The 21,033-nt window shown below is 70.5% G+C and carries 19 protein-coding genes; 17 read left to right on the top strand and 2 right to left on the bottom strand.

Features of this window, described 5'->3' with window-relative positions; translation table 11 throughout:
• Positions 1-15: 15 nt before the first annotated feature.
• Positions 16-999 (bottom strand): galactokinase, encoded by a 984-nt coding sequence (locus VKZ50_12955; protein HLJ60627.1) that lies wholly within the window; start codon positions 997-999, stop codon positions 16-18.
• Between the two features lie 172 nt (positions 1,000-1,171).
• Between VKZ50_12955 and VKZ50_12950 the strand changes: the two genes are divergently transcribed.
• Genes VKZ50_12950 through VKZ50_12905 form a run of 10 tightly spaced genes read left to right on the top strand, consistent with a single transcriptional unit; the run spans position 1,172 to position 12,945 of the window.
• Positions 1,172-2,410 (top strand): glycosyltransferase family 4 protein, encoded by a 1,239-nt coding sequence (locus VKZ50_12950; GenBank protein HLJ60626.1) that lies wholly within the window; start codon positions 1,172-1,174, stop codon positions 2,408-2,410.
• Positions 2,407-3,948, top strand: a complete 1,542-nt coding sequence (locus tag VKZ50_12945; GenBank protein ID HLJ60625.1) for an oligosaccharide flippase family protein — start codon at positions 2,407-2,409, stop codon at positions 3,946-3,948. The genes VKZ50_12950 and VKZ50_12945 overlap by 4 nt, the downstream gene beginning before the upstream one ends.
• The gene (locus tag VKZ50_12940) at positions 3,945-5,105 is read left to right on the top strand and encodes a glycosyltransferase family 4 protein (GenBank protein ID HLJ60624.1); all 1,161 of its coding nucleotides are present in this window, start codon (positions 3,945-3,947) and stop codon (positions 5,103-5,105) included. The genes VKZ50_12945 and VKZ50_12940 overlap by 4 nt, the downstream gene beginning before the upstream one ends.
• Positions 5,105-6,355: a glycosyltransferase family 4 protein gene (locus tag VKZ50_12935; GenBank protein HLJ60623.1), complete on the top strand. Its 1,251-nt coding sequence runs from the start codon at positions 5,105-5,107 to the stop codon at positions 6,353-6,355. Before VKZ50_12940 ends, VKZ50_12935 begins: the two co-directional genes overlap by 1 nt.
• Before the next feature lie 19 nt (positions 6,356-6,374).
• Positions 6,375-7,100, top strand: a complete 726-nt coding sequence (locus tag VKZ50_12930; protein HLJ60622.1) for a sugar transferase — start codon at positions 6,375-6,377, stop codon at positions 7,098-7,100.
• The gene (locus tag VKZ50_12925) at positions 7,079-8,047 is read left to right on the top strand and encodes a glycosyltransferase family 2 protein (GenBank protein HLJ60621.1); all 969 of its coding nucleotides are present in this window, start codon (positions 7,079-7,081) and stop codon (positions 8,045-8,047) included. The genes VKZ50_12930 and VKZ50_12925 overlap by 22 nt, the downstream gene beginning before the upstream one ends.
• On the top strand, positions 8,044-10,239 hold the full coding sequence (locus VKZ50_12920) for a bi-domain-containing oxidoreductase (GenBank protein ID HLJ60620.1): 2,196 nt from the start codon (positions 8,044-8,046) through the stop codon (positions 10,237-10,239). The genes VKZ50_12925 and VKZ50_12920 overlap by 4 nt, the downstream gene beginning before the upstream one ends.
• On the top strand, positions 10,236-11,231 hold the full coding sequence (locus tag VKZ50_12915) for an NAD-dependent epimerase/dehydratase family protein (protein ID HLJ60619.1): 996 nt from the start codon (positions 10,236-10,238) through the stop codon (positions 11,229-11,231). The genes VKZ50_12920 and VKZ50_12915 overlap by 4 nt, the downstream gene beginning before the upstream one ends.
• 16 nt (positions 11,232-11,247) lie before the next feature.
• On the top strand, positions 11,248-11,958 hold the full coding sequence (locus VKZ50_12910) for a nucleotidyltransferase family protein (GenBank protein HLJ60618.1): 711 nt from the start codon (positions 11,248-11,250) through the stop codon (positions 11,956-11,958).
• Between the two features lie 12 nt (positions 11,959-11,970).
• Positions 11,971-12,945: a sugar phosphate nucleotidyltransferase gene (locus VKZ50_12905; protein ID HLJ60617.1), complete on the top strand. Its 975-nt coding sequence runs from the start codon at positions 11,971-11,973 to the stop codon at positions 12,943-12,945.
• Between the two features lie 80 nt (positions 12,946-13,025).
• On the opposite strand, the gene VKZ50_12900 is transcribed toward VKZ50_12905, so the two are convergent.
• Positions 13,026-13,628, bottom strand: coding sequence for a phosphatase PAP2 family protein (locus VKZ50_12900; GenBank protein HLJ60616.1), 603 nt, complete (start codon positions 13,626-13,628; stop codon positions 13,026-13,028).
• A gap of 240 nt (positions 13,629-13,868) precedes the next feature.
• Between VKZ50_12900 and rplM the strand changes: the two genes are divergently transcribed.
• The 7 genes from rplM (at position 13,869) to glmM (ending at position 20,746) form a co-directional block, all read left to right on the top strand.
• Complete coding sequence (gene rplM, locus VKZ50_12895) at positions 13,869-14,330, top strand: 50S ribosomal protein L13 (GenBank protein HLJ60615.1); 462 nt, start codon at positions 13,869-13,871, stop codon at positions 14,328-14,330.
• Between the two features lie 14 nt (positions 14,331-14,344).
• Complete coding sequence (rpsI, locus tag VKZ50_12890) at positions 14,345-14,725, top strand: 30S ribosomal protein S9 (GenBank protein ID HLJ60614.1); 381 nt, start codon at positions 14,345-14,347, stop codon at positions 14,723-14,725.
• A 160-nt stretch (positions 14,726-14,885) separates the two neighbouring features.
• Positions 14,886-16,001: a LysM peptidoglycan-binding domain-containing protein gene (locus VKZ50_12885; protein ID HLJ60613.1), complete on the top strand. Its 1,116-nt coding sequence runs from the start codon at positions 14,886-14,888 to the stop codon at positions 15,999-16,001.
• A 322-nt stretch (positions 16,002-16,323) separates the two neighbouring features.
• Positions 16,324-17,280, top strand: a complete 957-nt coding sequence (gene argF / locus VKZ50_12880; protein ID HLJ60612.1) for an ornithine carbamoyltransferase — start codon at positions 16,324-16,326, stop codon at positions 17,278-17,280.
• Positions 17,281-17,328: 48 nt separating this feature from the next.
• Positions 17,329-18,186, top strand: a complete 858-nt coding sequence (cdaA, locus tag VKZ50_12875; GenBank protein HLJ60611.1) for a diadenylate cyclase CdaA — start codon at positions 17,329-17,331, stop codon at positions 18,184-18,186.
• Positions 18,183-19,373 (top strand): CdaR family protein, encoded by a 1,191-nt coding sequence (locus VKZ50_12870; protein HLJ60610.1) that lies wholly within the window; start codon positions 18,183-18,185, stop codon positions 19,371-19,373. Before cdaA ends, VKZ50_12870 begins: the two co-directional genes overlap by 4 nt.
• A 5-nt stretch (positions 19,374-19,378) precedes the next feature.
• Positions 19,379-20,746 (top strand): phosphoglucosamine mutase, encoded by a 1,368-nt coding sequence (glmM, locus tag VKZ50_12865; GenBank protein ID HLJ60609.1) that lies wholly within the window; start codon positions 19,379-19,381, stop codon positions 20,744-20,746.
• Positions 20,747-21,033 lie beyond the last annotated feature (287 nt).

The following is a 21,033-nucleotide window of genomic DNA, read 5'->3' as shown; positions in this document are numbered from 1 at the left end:
GCGTCTCTCGCCGGGCTACGACTGGGTGATGATCTTCGTGCCCTCGAAGTCGAAGCGGAACCTGACCTCGGGGAGGCCGGCCTGGCGCATCGCGCGGCGGAGATGGACCTTGTCCTCGGCGTAGAACATCAAAAACCCGCCGCCGCCGGCGCCGATCAGCTTGCCCCCGAGCGCACCGTGGCGCATCCCTAGCGCGTACCAATCGTCGATCTGGCTGTTCGACATGCCGCGGGAGCGGCGCCGCTTGTGCTCCCAGTGAACGTTCAACAGCTCCGCAAACCGTCCCAGATCTCCCTGCTCGAGAGCGTCTCGGCTCTTCAGACCGAGATCTTTCACGAAGTGCAGCTCGTCCAGCATCGTCGCATCGCGGGACTTGCTCCGGTCGTCCTGGTCCCGCAGGATCTCCGAGGCCGCCCGAGAGTAGCCCGTGAAGAACAAGACCAGGTTGTCCTCGAGGGTGGAGAGCGTGTCGGGATCGGTCTTGAGCGGTTCCGCCTCGACGCGCCCGTTCGGCAGGAAGCGGAAGCAGGCGACCCCGCCGTACGCCGAGACGTACTGATCCTGTTTCCCGACGGGTTCGCCGAGGATGTCGATCTCGATGCGGCACGCCTGCTCGGCCAGTTCCTCCGGATGGACCAGGTTCTTCTTGAACGTGTGGAGCGCCTTGAGGAGGCCGGTCGTGAAGCTGCCGGACGAGCCGAGCCCGGTGCCGGCGGGGATGTCCGCCATGCTCGTCAACTCCAAGCTGGCGATCGCGACCTCCGTCAGCCGCAGCGCCTCTCGGATGATCGGATGCTGGATGTCCTCGAGGGCCGTGACGCGCTCGGTCTTGGAGTACTTGATGATCAGGTGCGGGACGAACGTGCGGTGCAGGGTGATGTACACGTATTTGTCGATGGCGCCGCCGATCACGAAGCCCCCGTGCTCGCGATAGTACGAAGGGAGATCGGTGCCGCCGCCGCCGAGCGTGATGCGGAGTGGGCTGCGGGTGATGATCATATGCTCGGGGCTTCGCCCCGTCGTTAGGAGATCCTCCCGATGCGGGCACGACAGCGCCGCGGCGCGGTGCCGGGCACCTCGACGCCCGGGGGCGCGTCGTGGTACGCTCAGACGGCGACGTGGTGACCCTCTCTTCTGCTTTCGGGCGCGAGAACGCCGTGGACGGGCGCGCATGACGGCCTTCCGCGTTGCGTACCTCATCTCGCATCCGATCCAGTACCAGGTGCCGTTGATTCGCCGCCTCACAGCCCACCCGGAGCTCGACCTCACCGTCTACTACATGGACGACGTCGGGGCACGAGAGTACCACGACCCGGAGTTCGACGTCGCGGTGCGCTGGGATCTCCCCATGCTGGACGGGTATGCGTGGCGGGTCCTGCCCAACCGGTCGCCGATTCCCGCCGCCGACCACTTTCTGCGGTACGTCCACCCGTCCGTGATCGGCGTGCTGCGCCGGGAACGCTACGACGCGGTGATCGTGCACGGGTACGCGCACGCGACCGAGTGGCTCGCGTTTCTCGGGGCGTGGGCGAGCCGGACGCCCTTGTTCCTGCGCGGCGAGTCCACGCTGCTCGGCCGGCGCCGCCCCTGGGTGCGCGCCGGGAAGCGCGTGTTGCTCGGGCCGGTGCTGCGGCGGATGCGGGGGATGCTGGCGATCGGCGAGCGTAACCGCGCGTTCTACCGGGCCTACGGCGTGCCCGAGGACCGCATCTTCTCCGTCCCGTACGCCGTCGACAACGAGCGGTTCATGGCCGACGCCGACCGCCTGCGCCCTGAACGTGCGGCGCTGCGGCGGCAGCTGGGATGGGCGGCCGATCGTCCGGTAATTCTGTACTCCGGAAAATTGATCGCCAAGAAGCGCCCCATGGATCTGGTCGAGGCGGCGGCACGGCTCGCGGCGGACAACGCCCCGCTGTTCGTGCTCATGGGGGACGGCCCGCTGCGAGGGGAGATGGAGGCCGAAGCGGCGCGGCGCGGCCTCGCCCACGTCCGCGTCACCGGGTTCGTTAACCAGGGTGAGGTCTCACCGTACTACGCTGCCGCGGACGTGCTGGTGCTGCCGTCAGGATACGAGCCGTGGGGGCTCGCCCTCAACGAGGGGATGTGCTTCAGCCTGCCGGTCGTCGCGAGCGACGCGGTCGGTGCGGCCCCGGACCTCGTGCGAAACGGCGAAAACGGGTTCGTCTACCCCGCGGGCGACACGGCCACGCTCGCCGACGCGCTGCGCCGGGTGTTGCGCGATCCGGAACGGCGCGCGCGGATGGGCGCCCGGTCGCGTGAGATCGTGTCCGGGTACTCGTACGACGCCGACCTCCGCGGCATCCTCGAGGCACTTCGTTCCCTGCATCCGGATCGTGCGGCGGTCGCGCCTACCGCCGACCGCAGCGCCGGGGTGGCCGACCGCCCGTGAGAGCCGCCTCCGGAGCCCGGCGCGCGCTCCTCGGCGCCCTGTGGCTGAGCACGACTGGCTACATGACGTTTGCCCTCAACTTCGGCGTCACCCTCGTGCTCGTCCGGTTCCTGTTTCCCAAGGACTTCGGACAGTTTGCGCTGGCGAGCTCGCTGGTGGACCTGCTGTCGATCGTCACCGCGTTCAGCTTCTCTCAGGGCATCATCCAGATGCGGGACGCCCCGAACGTCTCCGAAACGGCGTACGTGCTCAGCCGGCGGTTGTACTGGTGGATGCTTGCCGGGGGGGTCGTGCTGTGCGGCGTGTTGAGCCGGCACTACCCGGGGCCGTTCATCCCGCTGTTCTTCTCCTTGTTTGCCGTCCGCAACCTCACGCTGTTCTCCTACGTGTACCAGGCGCAACTGGAAAAGGAGTTCGCGTACAACCCAGTCTCGATCGTGCGTCTCGTCACCTCACTCCTGTCAATCATCGTCGCGCTGGGCCTCGCACGCGCCGGCGCCGGCGTGTGGAGCCTGCTCGGGCGCGAGGTCATGCTCTCCGGGGTGGCGCTCATCGGCAACCGCATCGCGAGCCGCTGGCGCTACCGAGGCGGGTACAACCACGAGACCGCGCGCCGGTTGTGGCAGTTCGGGTGGCAGATGTTCGTGACGCGGGGGCTCGAGACGCTGTGGTACCGGGCCGACACGGCGCTCCTCGGGGTGCTCTCCGGCACCGTCGTGCTCGGATTCTACGACCGCGCGCGCTATCTGGCCGAGTTCGGCCACTACATCGTCTCGTTCGGTGCGGTCCAGGTCGCGTACCCGGTCTACGCCAGGCTGCAGGGACGCGCCGACGCCGTGGCCTACGCGTACCGGTTGACCCATGGTCTCCTCGTGCGGCTGATGTTCCCGGTGTTGATCTGGCTCGCGCTCTTCCCGCACGAACTCGTCGGGCTGTTGTACGGCGCCGGCACACGGTGGGACGAAACCGCGACGATCCTCCCGTGGCTCGCGATCTTCGGCTTCGTGTACCCCGTGGCCGAGAACGTCAAGGTGCTGCTGACCGGGATCGGCCGGATCGAGCAGGCGGTGCGGTTCCGCGTCGTCCAGCTCGCCGTGTCGCTCCCGCTCCTGGTACCGGCGATCCATCAGTGGGGCGCGACGGGGGCGGCGGGGGTGATGACGCTCAGCGAGGTCGTCGGGCTCGGCTCCAGCTACCTGTCGCTCCGGAGGGAGATCGGCTCCCTGGCGCTCGGCGGCTACGTGCGGCCGGCCGTGGCCGCGGTCGTGGCCGGTGGGGCGATCGCCCTGAGCCGGACGTGGCACGTGTTGCCGTGGACCGGGCGCGCGGGGTTTGCCGCCAGCCTCGCCGCATCGGGCGCCCTCTACGTGGTGTGCCTGCTCATCTTCGACCGCCAACAGCTGCAGGAGCACCTGCTGGCGCTGGTTGCGGCCTTTCAAGGGGAGGCGTTGCCGACGCGCGCGGCAGAACCGGGCGCGTCGAACGGCCAGGTGCCGGACGCGGCCGCCGACCCAGTGGGCTCCGACGACCCGCGATGAAGGTGACGGTCTCCGCCGGGGGGACGTTTCACGCGTTTCGCCTCGCCGAGCAGCTCGAACGCCGGGGATTGCTCCACCGGTTGATCAGCACACACCCCCCGATGCGCGGCGAGCGTATTCCGCGGGAACGCGTTAGGTTCAATCCCGTCCCGGAGCTTCTGCTGCGGGGTCCCCGCAAGCTCCGCCTTACCCGGGGCAGCGGCGGCGACCGGTTCGACTATTGGAAGGCGGTCACGTTCGATCGATGGGCGGCGCGGCACGTCGGCGGCTGCGACCTGTTCGTGGGCTTCTCGCTCTTCTCCGTGGTCTCCGGCCGGGTCGCGCGCGCCCGCGGCGCGTGCACGATCCTGGACCGCGGCTCCACGCACGTCCTGACCCAACGCGCGCTCCTGGTCGAGGAGTACCGGCGCTGGGGGGTGGCGGGGCCGCCGATGGATCCCCGCCTAGTGGCCCGACAGTTGCTGGAGTACGACGAGGCCGATTTCATCTGCGTACCGAGCCAGTTCACGGTGCGGAGCTTTCTCGACCACGGCGTGCCCCGCGACCGCCTGCTGCACGTGCCCTACGGGGTGGACCTCACGAATTTTTCACCGGCCCGGACACGTGGCCGGCCGTTTCGGATCATCGCGACGGGGCTGGGGATCCGGAAGGGGACGCCCCATCTGCTCGACGCCGTCTCGCGGCTGCGCGTTCCCGGCGTCGAGCTCTGGCTCGCCGGCGAGAGCACGCCCGACCTGCGCGGGATCCTCGGCCGGTCGCGTACGCCGTTCCGCCATCTCGGCAAGCTCTCCCAGGCGGCACTGGCTGAGGCGTATCGAGGCGCCTCGGTCTTTGTGCTACCATCGGTCGAGGAGGGATTGGCCCTGGTAATCCTTGAGGCGATGGCGAGCGGCCTGCCGGTCGTGGTCACCCCGAACACCGGCGCCGAGGACATTATCACGGACGGCCGCGAGGGGCTCGTGGTGCCGGCAGCAGACCCGGACGCGCTGGCCCGCGCGTTGCTGTCCCTGTACGAGAACGAGGACCGGCGGGCCGCGATGAGCGAGGCCGCGGTCGCGACGGCCGCCGGGTGGAGTTGGGACGCCTACGGGGATCGCATCGCCGTCGCCTACGCCCGCGTCGTTGCGCGACAACCGTCGCCCGGCACCCGGCCGTAATGCGCGTTCTTCTCTTGACCCCGCACTATCTTCCTGAGATCCGCAGCGTGTCCGTGTTGATGTCGCAGCTCGCGGACGATCTCGCTGCGGCCGGGCACACGGTTACCGTGTTGACGCCGTACCCACCCGCCAACATGGCCGAAGTCGAGGCGGTGTCGGTTCCCGCGCGCGAAGCGCGCAACGGGGTCCGCGTGCTGCGCATCCAGGTGCTCCCGTTTGTGAAGGTCGCGCCGGTGGTGCGGGCGCTCACCCACTTCACGCTCGCGGGGGCGATGGCGGCCGCCGGGCTTCGCGAAGGGCGGCACGACGTGATGATCGCGTACTCGCCGCCGCTGACCCTGGCACTCGCGTGCGAGATCCTGGGACGCTGGTGGCGCGCCCCGTACGTGCTGAACGTGCAGGACGTGTACCCGCAGACCCTGATCGACCTCGGGCTGGCCCGGAACCGCGTCGTGGTTGCGGTCCTCCGCTGGCTCGAGCGCCGCGCGTACCGGCACGCGGCGGCGATCACGGTCCACTCGGAGGGAAATCACACGCTCGTTGCGGCGCGTGGGGTTCCCGACGGGAAGATCACTGTCGTGCACAACTGGATCGATACGACCGAAACGGCCCCGGGCCCGCGCGACAACCAGTACCGTGCCGAGTTCGGTCTCCGGGACGCCTTCGTCGTGCTGTTCGCCGGCGTGATGGGGTACGCACAGGATCTGGCGGTGATCGTCGAGGCCGCCTCGCAGCTGCGAGACGAGCGCGACGTGGTGTTCCTGCTCGTCGGCGATGGGGTGCGGCGGCAGGAGGCCGAGGGGCTCGTGCGCGCCCGCGGCCTCCAGAACGTCCGGTTCGCGCCGTTCCAACCGGTGGAGCGGTATCCGCTGTTGTTGAACGCGGCCGACTGCTGTCTCGCGACGCTCCAGGCGTCGGTGGCGACACCGGTGGTTCCGTCGAAGATCGCCGGCATTCTCGCCGCCGCGCGCCCGGTTGTCGCGGCGTTCCCCGAAGGCGATGCCCGCGGGCTCGTCGAGGCCTCGGGCGGCGGCGTGTGCGTCGCGCCGGGCGACGCGGCGGCGCTGGCTGCGGCGATCCGGCGGCTCGCGCGGGACCCCGCGCTGGGCCGTTCGATGGGCCAGGCGGGACGGGCGTACGTGGAGGCCCACTACTCGCGGAGCAGCGCGACGGGCGCGTACGACCGTTTGATCACCGACGTCGTGAAGCGCACGCGTCCCACCGCAGGAGATTCTCTCGAGCGAGGCTAAAATCGGTTAAGATATGAACATGAGTTCTGTCCGCCACGCCCCGGAGGAGAAGATCGGCGCGTTCCCGATGGGCGACTCCAGCACAGAAGCAGCGCGGGTTCAGCGCGCGCCGGAGGGGTATGCGCTCAAGCGGCCGATCGAGATCGCCCTCGCGCTGGCCGGTCTCGTCCTGCTGCTGCCGGTGTGCCTCGTGGTCGCCTTTTTGGTGTGGGTGGGCGACCGGGGTCCCGTGTTCATTCACCAGGTCCGCGTCGGGCGCGACGGGGTGCCGTTCCACGTGATCAAGTTCCGGACGATGCGGGAACACGCGGTCGGTGGAGTCCACCGGCAGGCGACGGTCAACGACAGCCGGATCACGCCGGTCGGGAGGATCCTGAGGGCGGCGGCGCTCGACGAGATCCCGCAGCTGTTGAACGTCTTGCGGGGTGACATGAGCTTCGTGGGGCCCCGCGCGCTGCTGCCGCAGGAGATCGAAGTCGACCCGCGCCGCCGCCAGTATCACCGCATCGAGGACGTCCCCAACTATCACGTGCGCATCTCCGTGCGGCCTGGCCTCACGGGGTTGGCGCAGGTCTACGCGCCCCGGGACATCAGCCGTCAGCGGAAGTTCAAGTACGATGCCCTCTACGTGCGCCGGATGAGCCTGGGGCTGGACCTGCGCTTGTTCGCGCTCTCCGTCTTCATCAGCGTCACCGGGCGCTGGCCCCGGCGGGGCCGCCCAGAATGGCATCGCACGATCGGGTGACCGGCTCCGGGGTCGACCGGACGTACGTTCCCGAGCACCCGGCGCGCGGCGGCGACGTCCCCCTCGCCGTCATCATCCTGACCCACGACGAGGAACTGAACCTGCCGAACGCGCTCGCGAGCGTCACCGGCTGGGCCGCGGACGTCTGGGTCGTGGACTCCAACAGCACCGACCAAACGGTGGCGGTGGCACGGGCCTGGGGTGCGCAGGTGGTCACCCACGCGTTCAGCGGCTACGCGGCGCAGCGGACGTGGGCGCTCCGGACGCTGCCGTTTCGGCACGAGTGGGTGCTGTTCCTCGATGCGGACGAGAGCGTCACCCCCGAGCTCCGCGACGAACTCCGCCGCCGGTTGTCCGCGCCGCTCGGGGACGTCGCGGGATTCTATGTGAAGCGCCGGTTCATCTTCCTGGGGCGCTGGCTCCGTCACGGCGGATACTATCCCGTGTGGCTGCTGCGGATCATGCGGCACCGCCTGGCCCGCTGCGAGGAGCGCGGGGTCGACGAGCACCTGCTCGTGGACGGTCCGACCGCGAGGCTCGAGCACGATCTGCTCCACGAGGACCGCCGTCCGCTCGCGCGGTGGGTGGAGCGGCACACGCGGTACGCGGCGCTCGCCGCCGCCGATCTCGTGCGCCGGGCGCCCGCGGAGGCGGTCACGCCGCGTCTGCGGGGCGGGGATCCCGCCGAACGGTCGCGGTGGTGGTACGAGCGCGTCTACCGCCGCACGCCGCTCGGGGTGCGCGCGCTCGCGTACTTCACGTACCGATACGTGCTGCGCGGCGGTTTTCTCGACGGCCGGGAGGGATTTATCTACTACGTGCTGCAGGCGCTCTGGTACCGCGTCTTGGTCGATGCGCACGTGCTGGAAGCGCGCCGGGCCGGGGCGCCCGAGAAGCCCGCGAGCGCACCCGCGCCCTCGCGGGTCGGTCCCTCGGCGGAGCCATGAAACAGGTCGTCCTCAGTCCCCGGACCGGGGCGCTGAGCGTCGCGGACGTACCGGTGCCGCAGGGCCGGCCCGGCGCGGTGCTCGTGCACAACGCGGCGTCCGTGGTGAGCGCCGGGACGGAGCGATCGGTGATCGCGCTGGCGGGCAAGAGCCTGGTCGGGAAGGCGCGGGCGAGGCCGGACCTCGTCCGGGAGGCGCTCAATAAGATGCGCCGGGACGGGCTCCGCGCCACGGTCCGCGAGTCGTTCCGGCGCCTCGAGATGTCGCAACCGCTCGGCTACAGCAGCGCGGGCACGGTGCTCGCCGTCGGGGCCGGGGTCGAGGGGATGACTCCCGGCGACCGGGTTGTCTGCGCGGGTGCGGGCTGGGCCAACCACGCCGAGATCGTCGTCGTGCCGGCGCAGTTGTGCGTGCCGCTCCCGCCGGAGGTGTCGGCGGAAGCCGGGGCGTTCGCGATGCTCGGCGCGATCGCGCTGCACGGTGTGCGCCGCGCCGGGGTCGGTCTCGGCGAGGTCGTCGCGGTGCTCGGCCTCGGGATCCTCGGGCAGCTCACGGTCCAGCTGCTTCGCGGCGCCGGGTGCCGCGTCGTGGCGCACGACGTCGACGCCGAACGCGTCGCGCTCGCGGAGCGCCTCGGGGCGGATGCGGCGACGGTGGAGGCGGCCGCTGCCTCCGCGGCGACGCTCCGACTGTCGGGCGGGATCGGCGCCGACGCGGTGATCATCACCGCGTCCACCGCCGGCAACGGTCCGATCGAGTTCGCCGCCGAGCTCGCGCGCGTGCGGGGCACGGTCGTGATGGTTGGCGTGACTGGCATGGAGATTCCGCGCCGTCCGTTCTGGAAGAAGGAGCTCGCGTTCGTACTCTCGCGCGCCTCCGGCCCCGGCGCGGAGGAGGCGGCGTACGAGCGCCGCGGCGTGGCGTATCCGCCGGGGTATGTCCGGTGGACCGCCGGCCGCAACATGGCCGCGTTCGTCGGCGGACTCGCGCGGGGGACCGTGCGGACGGAGCCGTTGATCACCCACCGGTTCTCGATCGACCGCGCGGCCGATGCGTACGCGCTGATCCAAAGCGGCGCCCCGCATCTCGGCGTCGTCCTGCTCTATCCTGAGGAGACGCCCCGGGACCGCACGATCCCGCTTCCGCGTGCGGTCGCGTCGCGCGAGCCGGGCGCGGGCGTCGGCATCGGGGTGATCGGCAGCGGGCTGTTCGCACAGACGGTGCTGCTGCCCGCGCTGCGGCAGATCCCCGGTGTCCGGCTGCGGGGGGTCGCCGCCACCTCGGGGCTGTCGGCGCGGACCGCGGCGGATCGGCTGGGTTTCGAGTTCTGCACGACCGATCCGGACGCGGTGCTCGGCGATCCGCACGCAGGCGCGGTTGTGATCGCCACGCGCAACGACACGCACGCGTCGCTCGTGGAGGCCGCGCTGCGCGCCGGCAAGCACGTCTTCGTCGAGAAGCCGCTCGCCCTGACCCCGCAGGAACTAACGCGCGTGCTGGCCGCGTACGCGGCATCGCCCCGCGTCCTTGTGGTAGGATTCAACCGCCGCTACTCGCCAATCGTGCGGCGGATCAAGACGTTCTTGGGAGACGAGCATCCCCTGACGCTCGCCTACCACGTCAACGCCGGCGCCGTCGAAGCGGATCATTGGGTACACGATCCGGTGGAGGGCGGCGGACGCTGGCTGGGCGAGGGCGGCCACTTCGTGGATCTCCTTCAGTACCTGACCGGCGCGGACCCTGTGCAGGTCTTCGCGCGCGCCAGCGCGCCGGAGGGCGAGCCCGGGGTGTCATTCGTGATCTCGTTGGGATTTCGCGACGGGTCGGCCGGGACGATCGTGTACGCCGACGGGGCCGATCGGGCGGCGTGGCGGGAGCGGCTGGACGTGTTCGGCCGGGGAATCGCGTGTACGCTCGAGGACTTCCGGCGGGCCGCGCTCGCCCGCGGCGGCCGGGTGCGCCGGGTCACGCTCCGCGAGGCCGCGCGCGGCCACGCCGAGGAGCTGGCCGCGTGGGTCGCCGCTGTGCAGGGCGAGGCGCCGCCGCCGGTAGAGATGGCGGCGTACGCGGCGAACACGGCGTGCTGCTTCGCGGTGTTGGACTCGGTGCGCACCGGGGCGCCCGTGGCGGTAGAGGTGCCGGGGGCGGGCCGGGGCGGCGGGGATGGGGACGACGGGAGGGACCAGCGATGACGGCGGAACACAGCTACGACGGGCGCACGGTCCTGGTGACCGGGGGCGCCGGATGCATTGGGAGCAACCTTGTCTCGGCGTTGACTGAGGCCGGGGCGGCGCGGGTCTTTGTGGTCGACGACCTGTCCTCCGCCAGCCGGTGGAACATTCCGGACCATCCCACGGTGCGCTTCATCGAGGGCAGCGTGCTCGACGGAGAGACGCTGCGCTCGGCGTTCTCAGAGCGGCCCGACTACGTGTTCCACCTGGCGGCGCTGTTCGCCAACCAGAACTCGGTCGATCACCCGGAGCAGGACCTGCTGGTGAACGGCCTCGGCACGCTCAAGATGCTGGAATTCACGCAGCTCGTCGGCGTGCGGCGGTTCGTGTACGCGTCGTCGGGGTGCTCGGTGTACGGTAGCAAGGCGCCGCTGCCGCTGACGGAGGACTTCGTCTCGCTCGACCTCGACACCCCGTACCAGATCACCAAGCTTCTCGGCGAGCTCTACTGCAATTACTTCTCGAACTACTACAAGGTGCCGGTGGTGCGGACGCGGTTCTTCAACGTGTACGGCCCCGGCGAGATCCCGGGCCGGTACCGGAACGTCATCCCCAATTTCCTCTACTGGGCGATGCGGAAGGAGGCGCTCCCGATCACCGGCACCGGGGAGGAGACCCGCGACTTCACCTACGTGGGCGACATCGTCCAGGGGTTGCTCGCGGCGGGCATCTCGGAGGCCGCGGTGGGCGAAGCAGTCAACCTCGCGTCGGGGCGGGAGGTGACGGTCCAGACCCTCGCCACGCTGATCAACGGGATCACGGACAACTCCGCCGGCGTGCGCTACGTGGGGCGGCGTTCGTGGGATCATATCACGAGGCGGCGCGCCTCGGTGGAGAAGGCGGGGCAGTTGCTCGGGTATCATCCGGGCACCGACTTCGAGGCCGGCGTCCGGCGCACGCGCGAGTGGTTCATGACGCACTGGGACCGCATCGCCCAGGACGCGCGGTTCTAGGGGAGGACGGACGGTGATGCATGCGATCGTGCTCGCCGGCGGCAAGGGGGAGCGCCTCCGGCCGTTCACCGAGGACCGGCCGAAGCCCATGGTGGAGATCATGGGGATCCCGATCCTCGGATATCAGCTGCAGTGGCTCGCGGGGCAGGGGGTCACCGACGTGGTGATTTCGTGCGGGTACCGCCACGAGGTCATCGAAAGCTACTTCGGCGACGGGGCGCGTCTCGGGCTTCGGATCGCGTACGCGGTCGAGCGGGAACCGCTCGGTCGGGGCGGCGCGCTCAAGCTCGCGCTGTCGCAGGTGCCCGAAGGCGCCGACGCCGTCATCGCGACCAACGGCGACATCATCACGAACCTGCGCCTCACCCCCGTGCTCGAGGGGCACCTCGCTCGGCGGATGCTGGCGACGGTCGTGCTGACGCCGTTCGTGAGCCCCTACGGCATCGTGGACGTCGACGCCGACGATCTCGTCACGCAGTTTCTCGAGAAGCCCCGGCTTCCGTACTGGATCAACGCCGGGGTGTACGTGCTCTCGCCCTCGCTGCGCGACCGGTTGCCGGAGCGGGGCGATCACGAGACGACGACGTTCCCCGAGTTGGCGAAGGCGCGGCGCCTGGGCGCGTTTCGGTCCGAGGCGTACTGGCGGGGCGTGGACACGATCAAGGACGTCACGGAGGTCGGCTCGGAGCTGCAGGGTCGGCTGCTGAGCTTCTTCCGCGAAGGCTGAGGAGGCGGTGCGATGAACGCCATCATTCCGGTCGCCGGCCAGGGGAAGCGGTTGCGTCCGCATACGCACACGCAGCCGAAGGTCCTGATGAACGTCGCGGGTAAGCCCATCCTCGCGTACATCCTCGATGATTTGCGCGATCTCGGCGTCGACGAGATCGTCTTTGTCGTCGGCTACCTCGCCGAGAAGGTGGAGGAGTTCGTCAAGGAGCAGTACGCGTTCCGGGCGCACTTCGTCTATCAGGACGAGCCGAAGGGGAACGGGCACGCGATCTATCTCGCCCGCGAGCACCTCACGGGCCCCACGCTGATCGTGTTTGGGGACACGATCGTCGAGGCGGACCTGCACGCGGCCGTCCGGATGCCGCACTCGGCGATCGGTGTGCACCGCGTCCAGGATCCGCGCGCCTTCGGCGTCGTTGAGCTGGACACTGACGGGTTCGTGCGGCATCTGTGGGAGAAGCCAGAGACACCGCCGAGCGACCTCGCGGTCGTGGGCGTGTATATGATTCAGCGCCCGGCGCCGTTCCGCGCGGCGCTCGAGCGACTGGTGGACGAACGGCACGTCGTGCGCGGTGAGTACTGGCTCGCCGACGCCCTGCAGCTCATGATCGATGGAGGCGAGCACCTCCGGACGTTCCCCGTGAACGGCTGGTACGACTGCGGGACGCCGTCCGCCCTGCTGCACGCCAACCACGCGCTGCTCGAACGCGCCCCGCTGCCGATCCAGGTGCCCGGCTCGGTCGTGATCCCGCCGGCGTTTGTCGCGGAGACCGCTGTCGTGGAGGCATCGGTGGTCGGGCCCTACGTGACCGTGGCCGAGGGTGCGCGCGTGGTCAACGCCGTGATCCAGGAGAGCATCATCAACGCGAACGCGCGCGTGGAACGCGTGCTACTCGACCGCTCGATTATCGGGGAAAACGCCGCGATCACCGGGCGGCTCGGACGCATCAACCTCGGCGACAGTTCAGAAGTCGAGCTCTCCTGACGCGACCCGGCGCGATGCCGGACGGGGAGGCGCGCAACCGCTCCTTCCTCGCCGCCGGGCCGCGCTTGTGCGGCGGGGATCTACGGCTCCACTCGCAGGCGGGACCACACCGCGCGTGCGGTTTCAACCGCCGCCCACCCAAGACATAGCCCGCCGAGGACGTCGCTCGCCCAGTGGTCGCCCAGGTACACGAGGGACGCCATCATCGATCCCACGACCGCGATCGCGGCGACGGGCGCGCCGCGCAGCACCGTCCCCGCGATAAACGTCGCCCGCAGCGTATGGCCCGAGGGGAAACTGAACGGCGTCGGGACGCTGATCCCCATCCGGAAGACGTGGCGCTGCAGGGCGTCCGGCGGCCCGGGATGCGGCACCAGGTGTTTCAGTGCCACGGCGAGCAGGCTCAGCACGACGAGGCTCCCCGCGAGCCCGAACGCCGCCTCGGCCCGCGTCCGGTCCCGGCGGAGGAGGAGCAGCCCGGCGAGGGCGGCGCCCGCGACGACGACTTCGGCGTTGCCGGCGAAGACGTAGAGCGCGGTCGGGAGGTCTGGCGCCGGCGCTGCGCGGTGCACCCAGGTCGTGACGGCGACGTCCCACCGGTGGCCGGTCTCATGGGCGGCGACGGCCGCGAGTGCCAGGAACAGAATGAGCGAGGCGATCAGGCGGGCCGGAGACGCGCGCATGGGCGGATCTCTTCGGGAGGCCGCGGGCGTTTCCCCGCGGCCTCCCGTGTGTCCGATGGGGGCCGCGGGCGCAGGCCATCGACAGACGAGCGCTGTGAGGCTACACTTGGGGCGCGGGAGAAGGGTATCATCGCGAGCGCACGCGTTTGACGGTCTGGAGAGCCGCATGATACAATCCCGGGTGCTGTCGACGCGCGCGGGCCTCCACCGGTGCCGCGCGCGAGCTGTGAGGGGGACCAGATGCGCACGATCATGGCAAAGCCGGGCGAACACCAGCGGTGGTACGTCGTGGACGCAAAGGGGCAGGTGCTTGGTCGTCTGGCCAGCCGCGTCGCCGCCGTGCTGCGGGGGAAGGCGAGGCCGACGTTCACGCCGTCTGTGAGCGGAGACTACGTCGTCATCATCAACGCCGACAAGATCCGCCTGACCGGACGCAAGGCGCAGCAGAAGATGTACCATCGACACTCCGGCTACCCGGGCGGACTTCGGGCGACGCCGGCGGGCAAGATGCTGCAGCGGCATCCCGAGACGGTCCTCAAAGAGGCGGTGCGCGGCATGCTGCCGAAGACGCCGCTCGGGCGTGAGTGCCTGCGGAAGCTGCGCGTGTACCGGGGCGATGCGCACCGGCACGCGGCCCAGCAGCCCGTCGCGCTCGAACTGCCGCGGCGGGGCGAGACCTCGACGAAGGGACGTGACCAGTGATGGAAGCGCCGGTGATGACGTTGGCCGCGGGCGGCCGTAAGGAGGCCACGGCGCGGGTTCGGTTGGTGCCGGGGAGCGGGACGATCACGGTGAACGGGCGCGCGGTCGAGCAGCACTTCCCGAAGGGGCCGTTGCTCACCTCGATTCGCCAGGCGTTCGTCGTGTCGAACGCTGAGGGACGGTTCGACGTGATCGCGGACGTCCGCGGGGGCGGCGTCGTGGGCCAGGCGGGCGCGATCCGGCTCGGGATCGCGCGCGCGCTGCTGTCGCTCGACGGTGAACTCCGGTCCCCGCTGCGCAAGGCGGGTCTCCTGACGCGCGACCCGCGGCAGAAGGAACGCAAGAAGTACGGCCACAAGCGTGCGCGCAAGGGGTTCCAATACTCGAAGCGGTAGCGGCAGGTCGCGACGGGCGGCGCTTTGAGCGTCGCCCGTCGCACGCTCTACGCGCCATACCGGCATTCATCGCAGCCTGAGCTGCTCCGGTCTAACGGACGCCCGTCCCGGGCACGAAATAAGCGGCACCAACGGGATGGGGCGAAAGGGGAAGCGGAGCATGCGCGTCGTCGCATGGGTCATGATCGGGGTAGGCGCGCTGGGCGTCGCGCTCGCGGCCGCATTGCCGGCCGACGCAACGACCCGGTACACCGTCGCTTCGCACGATACTCTCTACAGCATCGCTCGGCACTTCGGCGTGCCCGTGTCACTGCTGATCGAAGCCAACGGCCTCGCCGATCCGTCGAGGCTCAACGTCGGTGAGGTGCTCACGATCCCGGATTCCGCCTCGCCCGGTCACGCCGCAGCGGGCCCCGCGTCACTACCGTCCCGCGGCGCGGGCTGGGGCGCCACCGTTCCGCCGACCGGCTCCATCGGTTCAGAGGGAGGCGGTGAGTCGTCTGGATCGCCCAGTACCATCGGCTCGCTGCTGGCGACGACCTCCCGCGCTCCCGCCGTTCCACCGGCGTCGTCCCCGACGACGTACATCGTGCAGCCGGGGGATACGCTCTATCACCTCGCGCGGATGCACGGGCTGACCGTCGCCGAGCTGCAGGACGCCAATCGCTTGGGCGCATCCGGCACCCTGCACGTGGGACAGGCGCTCGTGATTCCCACAGGCGGCCGCAGCGCGGGGCCGTCGACGCCCCAGGCGTCGTTGGGCGATCTTGTGGCGGTCGCGGAGCCGCCCGCAGTGGCGCCAGGCGCGGGCTCGAGTGCGGTCGGGCGCTACGGCGACACGCTGACGGTTCCCGGTCGCGCGACGCCGGGCATGGGAACCCCTGTGCCGCTGTCGATGCGGGCCACCTTGCTGGCGCGACGAACGGTCGCCACGGCCATGCAGTACCTCGGCACGCCCTACGTCTGGGGCGGGACGAGCCGGGCGGGCGTGGATTGTTCCGGTCTGGTGTACCTCGTCTATGCGCCCTACGTCCCCGGTCTCCCGCGCCTGTCGTACGATCAGTGGGCGACGGGCGTTCCCGTTAGCCCGAACGCCCTGGCCCCTGGAGACCTGGTGTTCTTCGACACCGACGGCAGCGGCGCGTCCCACGTCGGCATCTACATCGGCGACGGGCGGTTCGTGCACGCGTCCGGCACCGCTCACCGCGTCGTGGTCGACGGCTTCGACGAATCGTACTACGTCTCGCACTACCTGGGGGCCCGCCGCATCCTGTAGATCGCGCGTGCGGCACCCGGTCCCCGGACCGATCCTGAACGAGACGCCGCCTCTCGCCGTGGGGACATGTTGCCACGGTCCGCGGCGTCGTGCGGCGCGCGACTGTGTCCTCGAGGGACGCTCGCTGCCTCGGGTTCCCGGTGACTACGAGAGCGCGATCGCAGGCGACCGACGCCGCGCTCGACGCGCACACGCGTCCACGGCGCGGGGCGATGGGCCCGCGTAGACGCGACCTCCGTGTTGCATTATTATGATCCGAGGATGTATAATTATGCATCACCAACATGCCTCGAACCCAAAGCGGCGGAGGGGAGCGCGGACCGTGGAGAGGCCGTACGCGGTGGAGCGGGCACAGGTCGAGCTGCGGGGGCGGGACTTCCTCGCGATCCGCGATCTCGACGTCCAGGAAATGCGCACCGTGCTGGCCGTGGCGGCGGAGCTGAAGCAGCGCGGCCGCCACGGTGACCGCCCACCGCTCCTCGCCGGCAAAGTGCTGGCGCTCGTGTTTGCCAAGCCGTCGCTTCGCACCCACGTGACCTTCGAGACGGCGATGCTGCACCTCGGCGGCCACGGGATCTATCTCGACTCGCGGAGCATCGGCATGGGGACCCGGGAGTCGTACCCCGACATCGCCCGCAATCTCGAGCGGTGGGTGGACGGGATCGCCGCGCGCACCTTCGCGCACGCGAACGTGGTGGCGCTGGCCGCGCACGCCCGCGTCCCGGTGATCAACGCGCTGTCGGACTGGGAGCACCCGTGTCAGGCGCTGGCCGCGTTGCTGACGATCGAGGAGCGCTTCGGACGCGTGGGCGGCGTCCGGATCGCGTGGATCGGCGACGGGAACAACGTGCTTCGCTCGCTCGTCCTTGGCGCCGTCCGGCTCGGAGCGTCGATGGCGATCGCCACGCCGCCGGGGTACGAGCTCGACGCGGAGACCTTGCGGGATGCGCGGGTGTGCGCTGCGGACGGCGCGACCGTCGACGTGACCGACGATCCGGTGTGGGCCGTGCGGGACGCGGATCTCGTGTACACCGACGTCTGGACGAGCATGGGGCAGGAGGCCGAGCTCGAGGGCCGGCGCCGCGCGTTCTCGCGGTACCAGGTCAATGCCGCGCTGCTCGCCCACGCCCCGCGCCATGCGGTCGTCTCGCACTGCCTCCCCGCCCATCGCGGCGAGGAGATCACCGACGAGCTGCTGGACGGGCCGCGCGCGGTGGCGTTTGACGAAGCGGAAAACCGCCTGCACGTGCAGAAGTCCCTTCTCGCGTTGGCGTTGTAAGGGGGTTGCGCGCCCCGATCGACCGGCGCCGCGCCGGAGGTGGCCGGGATGCCCTGGCCGGTACCGTTTCCGCTTCGCGTGTGGGACCTCGTCGACATCCTGGTCGTCACGATCATCGTCTACCAGGTGTTGATGCTGATTCGCGGCACCCGGGCGGTGCAGCTTGTCAGCGGGCTGGCCGTCCTGTTCGGCGTGTACGTGGTCAGCCGCTGGTTGGGCCTGTACACGCTGCAGTGGCTGTTGGGCTACGTTGGTTTGGTCGTCCCGATCGCGCTGCTGATCCTGTTCCAGCCGGAGCTGCGGCGCATGCTCGAGCAGCTCGGCCGGGGCGGCGTCTCGCTCGTGGGGCTGAGTCCCCACGGGCTGGACCGCGAAGCCGCGATCCGGCTCATCAACGACGTCACACGGGCGGCGCGCGTGCTCGGCTCCCGCAAGATCGGCGCGCTCATCGTGCTCGAGCGCCAGGTCGGCCTGCAGGACGTGATCGACACGGGGATCCGTGTGGACGGGGTTGTGACGGTGCAGTTGCTGATCAACATCTTCTATCCCAACACCCCGCTGCACGACGGCGCGTTGATCCTGCGGGGAAACCGCGTTGCGGCCGCGGGCTGCCTGCTCCCGCTGAGCGAACGCCCCGGGCTGGCCAGGGGGATGGGCACGCGCCACCGCGCGGCGCTGGGCATCACGGAAGACACGGACGCCGTCGCGGTCGTGGTGTCTGAGGAAACCGGGACGATCTCGCTCGCCCGGGAAGGACGCGTACGGCGCGGCCTGAGCGAGGAAGAGCTCAAGGTGGCCCTGCTCGCGCTCGCCGGCCCGGCGCCGATGCGAGCCGGCGTGTTTCACGTGCCGCGCGTGCCGCCGCTCCGCGTGCCAGCGTTCTGGCCGTGGAGGAAGGAGGCATGAGGCGGCGGTTCGCCAACACGCGATTCGTCTACGCGGTGCTCTCCGTCGTGATCGCGACCGTGATGTGGCTCTATGTGGCCACGGCGCAGAACCCGCTCGTCGAGCGCATCATGACGCTCGACCTCCACGTGCGCGGGCTGGGCGCGTCCGAGGTGGTGGTGCAGGCGCCCAGTCGCGTGCAGGTGCATCTGCAGGGACCGCGCTCCGCGCTCGCCCTGCTCACGCCGGCGCTGCTTGACGCGTCCGTGGATCTCAGCGGGCTCCGCCCCGGCGAGCACCGGGAGCCGGTCTACATCGCCGCGCCTCCCGAGGTGCGCGTCGTCGAGCGGACCCCGGCCGAGGCCGTCGTGGTGATCGACGCGCTCATGCGGCAGCGGTTCGCGGTCGAGGTCAGCCTGATCGGCGTGCCGCCCCCCGGAGTGACGCTGGGCACGCCGCGCGTCCAGCCCGATCACGTCGCGATCAGCGGCGCGGCGACGCAGGTGCAGGAGGTGCGGCACGTCGTCGTGACGCTCGACACCTCCCAGCTGCGACAGCAGCTCTTCAGCTCGGTCCCCGTGCACCTGCTCGACGCGACCGGCCAGGAGGTGCGCGGCCTGACGATCGATCCGTCGATCGTGCAGGCGACGCTGCCCGTGCGCGAGGGGACGATCACCAAGATCGTGCCCGTGGTGCCGGCGCTCGTCGGATCGCCGGCCTCGGGGCTCGCCGTGACCGGCGTCACGATCACGCCGCAGACCGTCGCAGTGTCGGGGTCGGTGACCGCGCTGCAGGCGATCCAGACCGCGACCACCGCGCCGATCGACATCGGCGGCGCGCGCAGCGACGTGACGCGGAAGGTGGCGTTGGCCCTCCCGCAGGGCAGCGCCGCCCAAACCCAACAGGTCACGGTCGTCGTGCGCATCGGCCGGATGCTGCTCTCTCGGGTCCTCCCGGGGGTGCCGGTGCGCATCTCGGGCGTGCCCAAGGGCTCGGCCGCGCGGGCGGCGCCAGACCACGTGGACGTCCAGGTTGAGGGCCCGCAGGACGCCGTGCAGCGGCTCGCGCCGTCCGCCCTCATGGTCGAGGTGGACGCCTCCGGGCCCGCACGCGGCGCCCGCCGTGTGGCGCCGCGCGTCGTCCTGCCGAACGGCGTCCGGCTGCTCGCAATCACGCCGGCCCAGATCACCCTGACCGTGGCGCCGTAGCCGCGATGGGGCGGTTCTTTGGGACGGACGGCATCCGCGGCGTCGCCAACGCCGATCTGTCCACCGACCTCGTGGACCGGCTCGGCCGCGCGGCGGTGCACGTGCTCTCGCCCGGCGGCCGGGGACGGTTCGCGGTCGGCCGCGATCCGCGCATCTCGGGTGACCTGCTCGAGGCCGCGCTCGTCGCGGCGTGTTGTTCTGCGGGCGCCGACGTGCTCCGCCTCGGCGTCCTGCCGACGCCGGGGATCGCGTTGCTGACGCGCGATCTCGACGTGCACGCCGGGGCCGTAATCTCCGCGTCGCACAATCCGATGGAGGACAACGGCGTCAAGCTGTTCGCACCGACCGGGTTCAAGTTCCCGGACGAGATGGAGGCGCGGATCGAGGTGATGATGGACGAGGCTCCGTCGTTGCCGCGGCCGACCGGGGCGGCCGTCGGCCGCATCCAGGATGTGGCCGACGCAGCGGAGCGGTACCTCGCCTACTTGGTCGGGCTCGCCGGGGCGCGGCTCGACGGCTGGCGCATCGCGGTGGACTGCGCGAACGGCGCGACCGCGCACGTCGCGCCGCGGCTGTGGGAGCGCCTCGGCGCAACCGTGATTCCCCTGCACGCCTCCCCCAACGGCACGAACATCAACGCCGGCTGCGGGTCCACGCATCCGGAGGTGATCCAGGCGGCGGTCCTCGAACACCAGGCCGACCTGGGGTTTGCGCACGACGGGGACGGCGACCGCGTGATCGCGGCGGATCGCCGCGGCCGCGTGCTCGACGGCGACACGATCATGGGCATCACCGCGCTTCACCATGCGGCGCGGGGCACGCTGCCCGGCAACCTGCTCGTGGCGACGGTGATGACCAACATGGGGATCGAGGTCGCCCTGCACGCGCGCGGCGTCCGTCTCGAGCGCGCGCGCGTGGGCGACCGGTATGTGTTGGAGCGGATGCTCGAAACCGGCGCGCGCGTCGGCGGAGAGCAGAGCGGACACGTGATCTTTCTCGACCATGCGACGACCGGAGACGGGTTGGTGACCGCGCTGCAGCTCATGAACGTGCTGCTGGAATCGGGCCGCCCCGTGGAGGAACACGCCGAACCGTTCCTGCACCGGTTCCCACAGATCTTGCTCAACGTGCGCGTCCAGTTTCCGGAGCGCTGGCAGGACGACCCCGAGATTCTCGCCGCGGTCGCCGACGCGGAGCGGCGCCTCGCGGGGCGTGGGCGCGTGCTCGTCCGCGCGTCCGGCACCGAGCCGTTGGTGCGCGTGATGACCGAATGCGACGTCGCCGCGCTCGCGCACGAGACGGCGCGGAGCCTCGTCGACCTCATCGCGCGGCGGCTCGACGGGACGGTGACGACGCGTGATCCGTCTGCGTGACACGAACACACGTACGATATATTGACCTGGAATAGTTCGACCTTGCGGGATCGTCCTTGAGGCAATGGTGATCGAGGCCTGGATGCGGTATCATGGGCACGTGCTTTGATCGGCCGCACCAGGGTGTCGCGACACCCGGACGGCAGGAAGGGGGTGGCGGGGGACGTCGTCTTCACAGAAGCGCCGGAACTCGCCTGTAGTTGAGGGCGAGTTGACGAGGTAGGGGATCTCGAGCGGAGCCATCGGCTCCCATTCGGCGGGTGACCCTAGGCCAGGTCCAGGCCTCA

Source organism: bacterium, from assembly GCA_035295165.1.
In the GTDB taxonomy this organism is placed as follows: domain Bacteria; phylum Sysuimicrobiota; class Sysuimicrobiia; order Sysuimicrobiales; family Segetimicrobiaceae; genus JAJPIA01.
The sequence above is the reverse complement of the archived record's forward strand: the minus strand, read 5'-3'. Positions and strand labels throughout refer to the sequence as shown.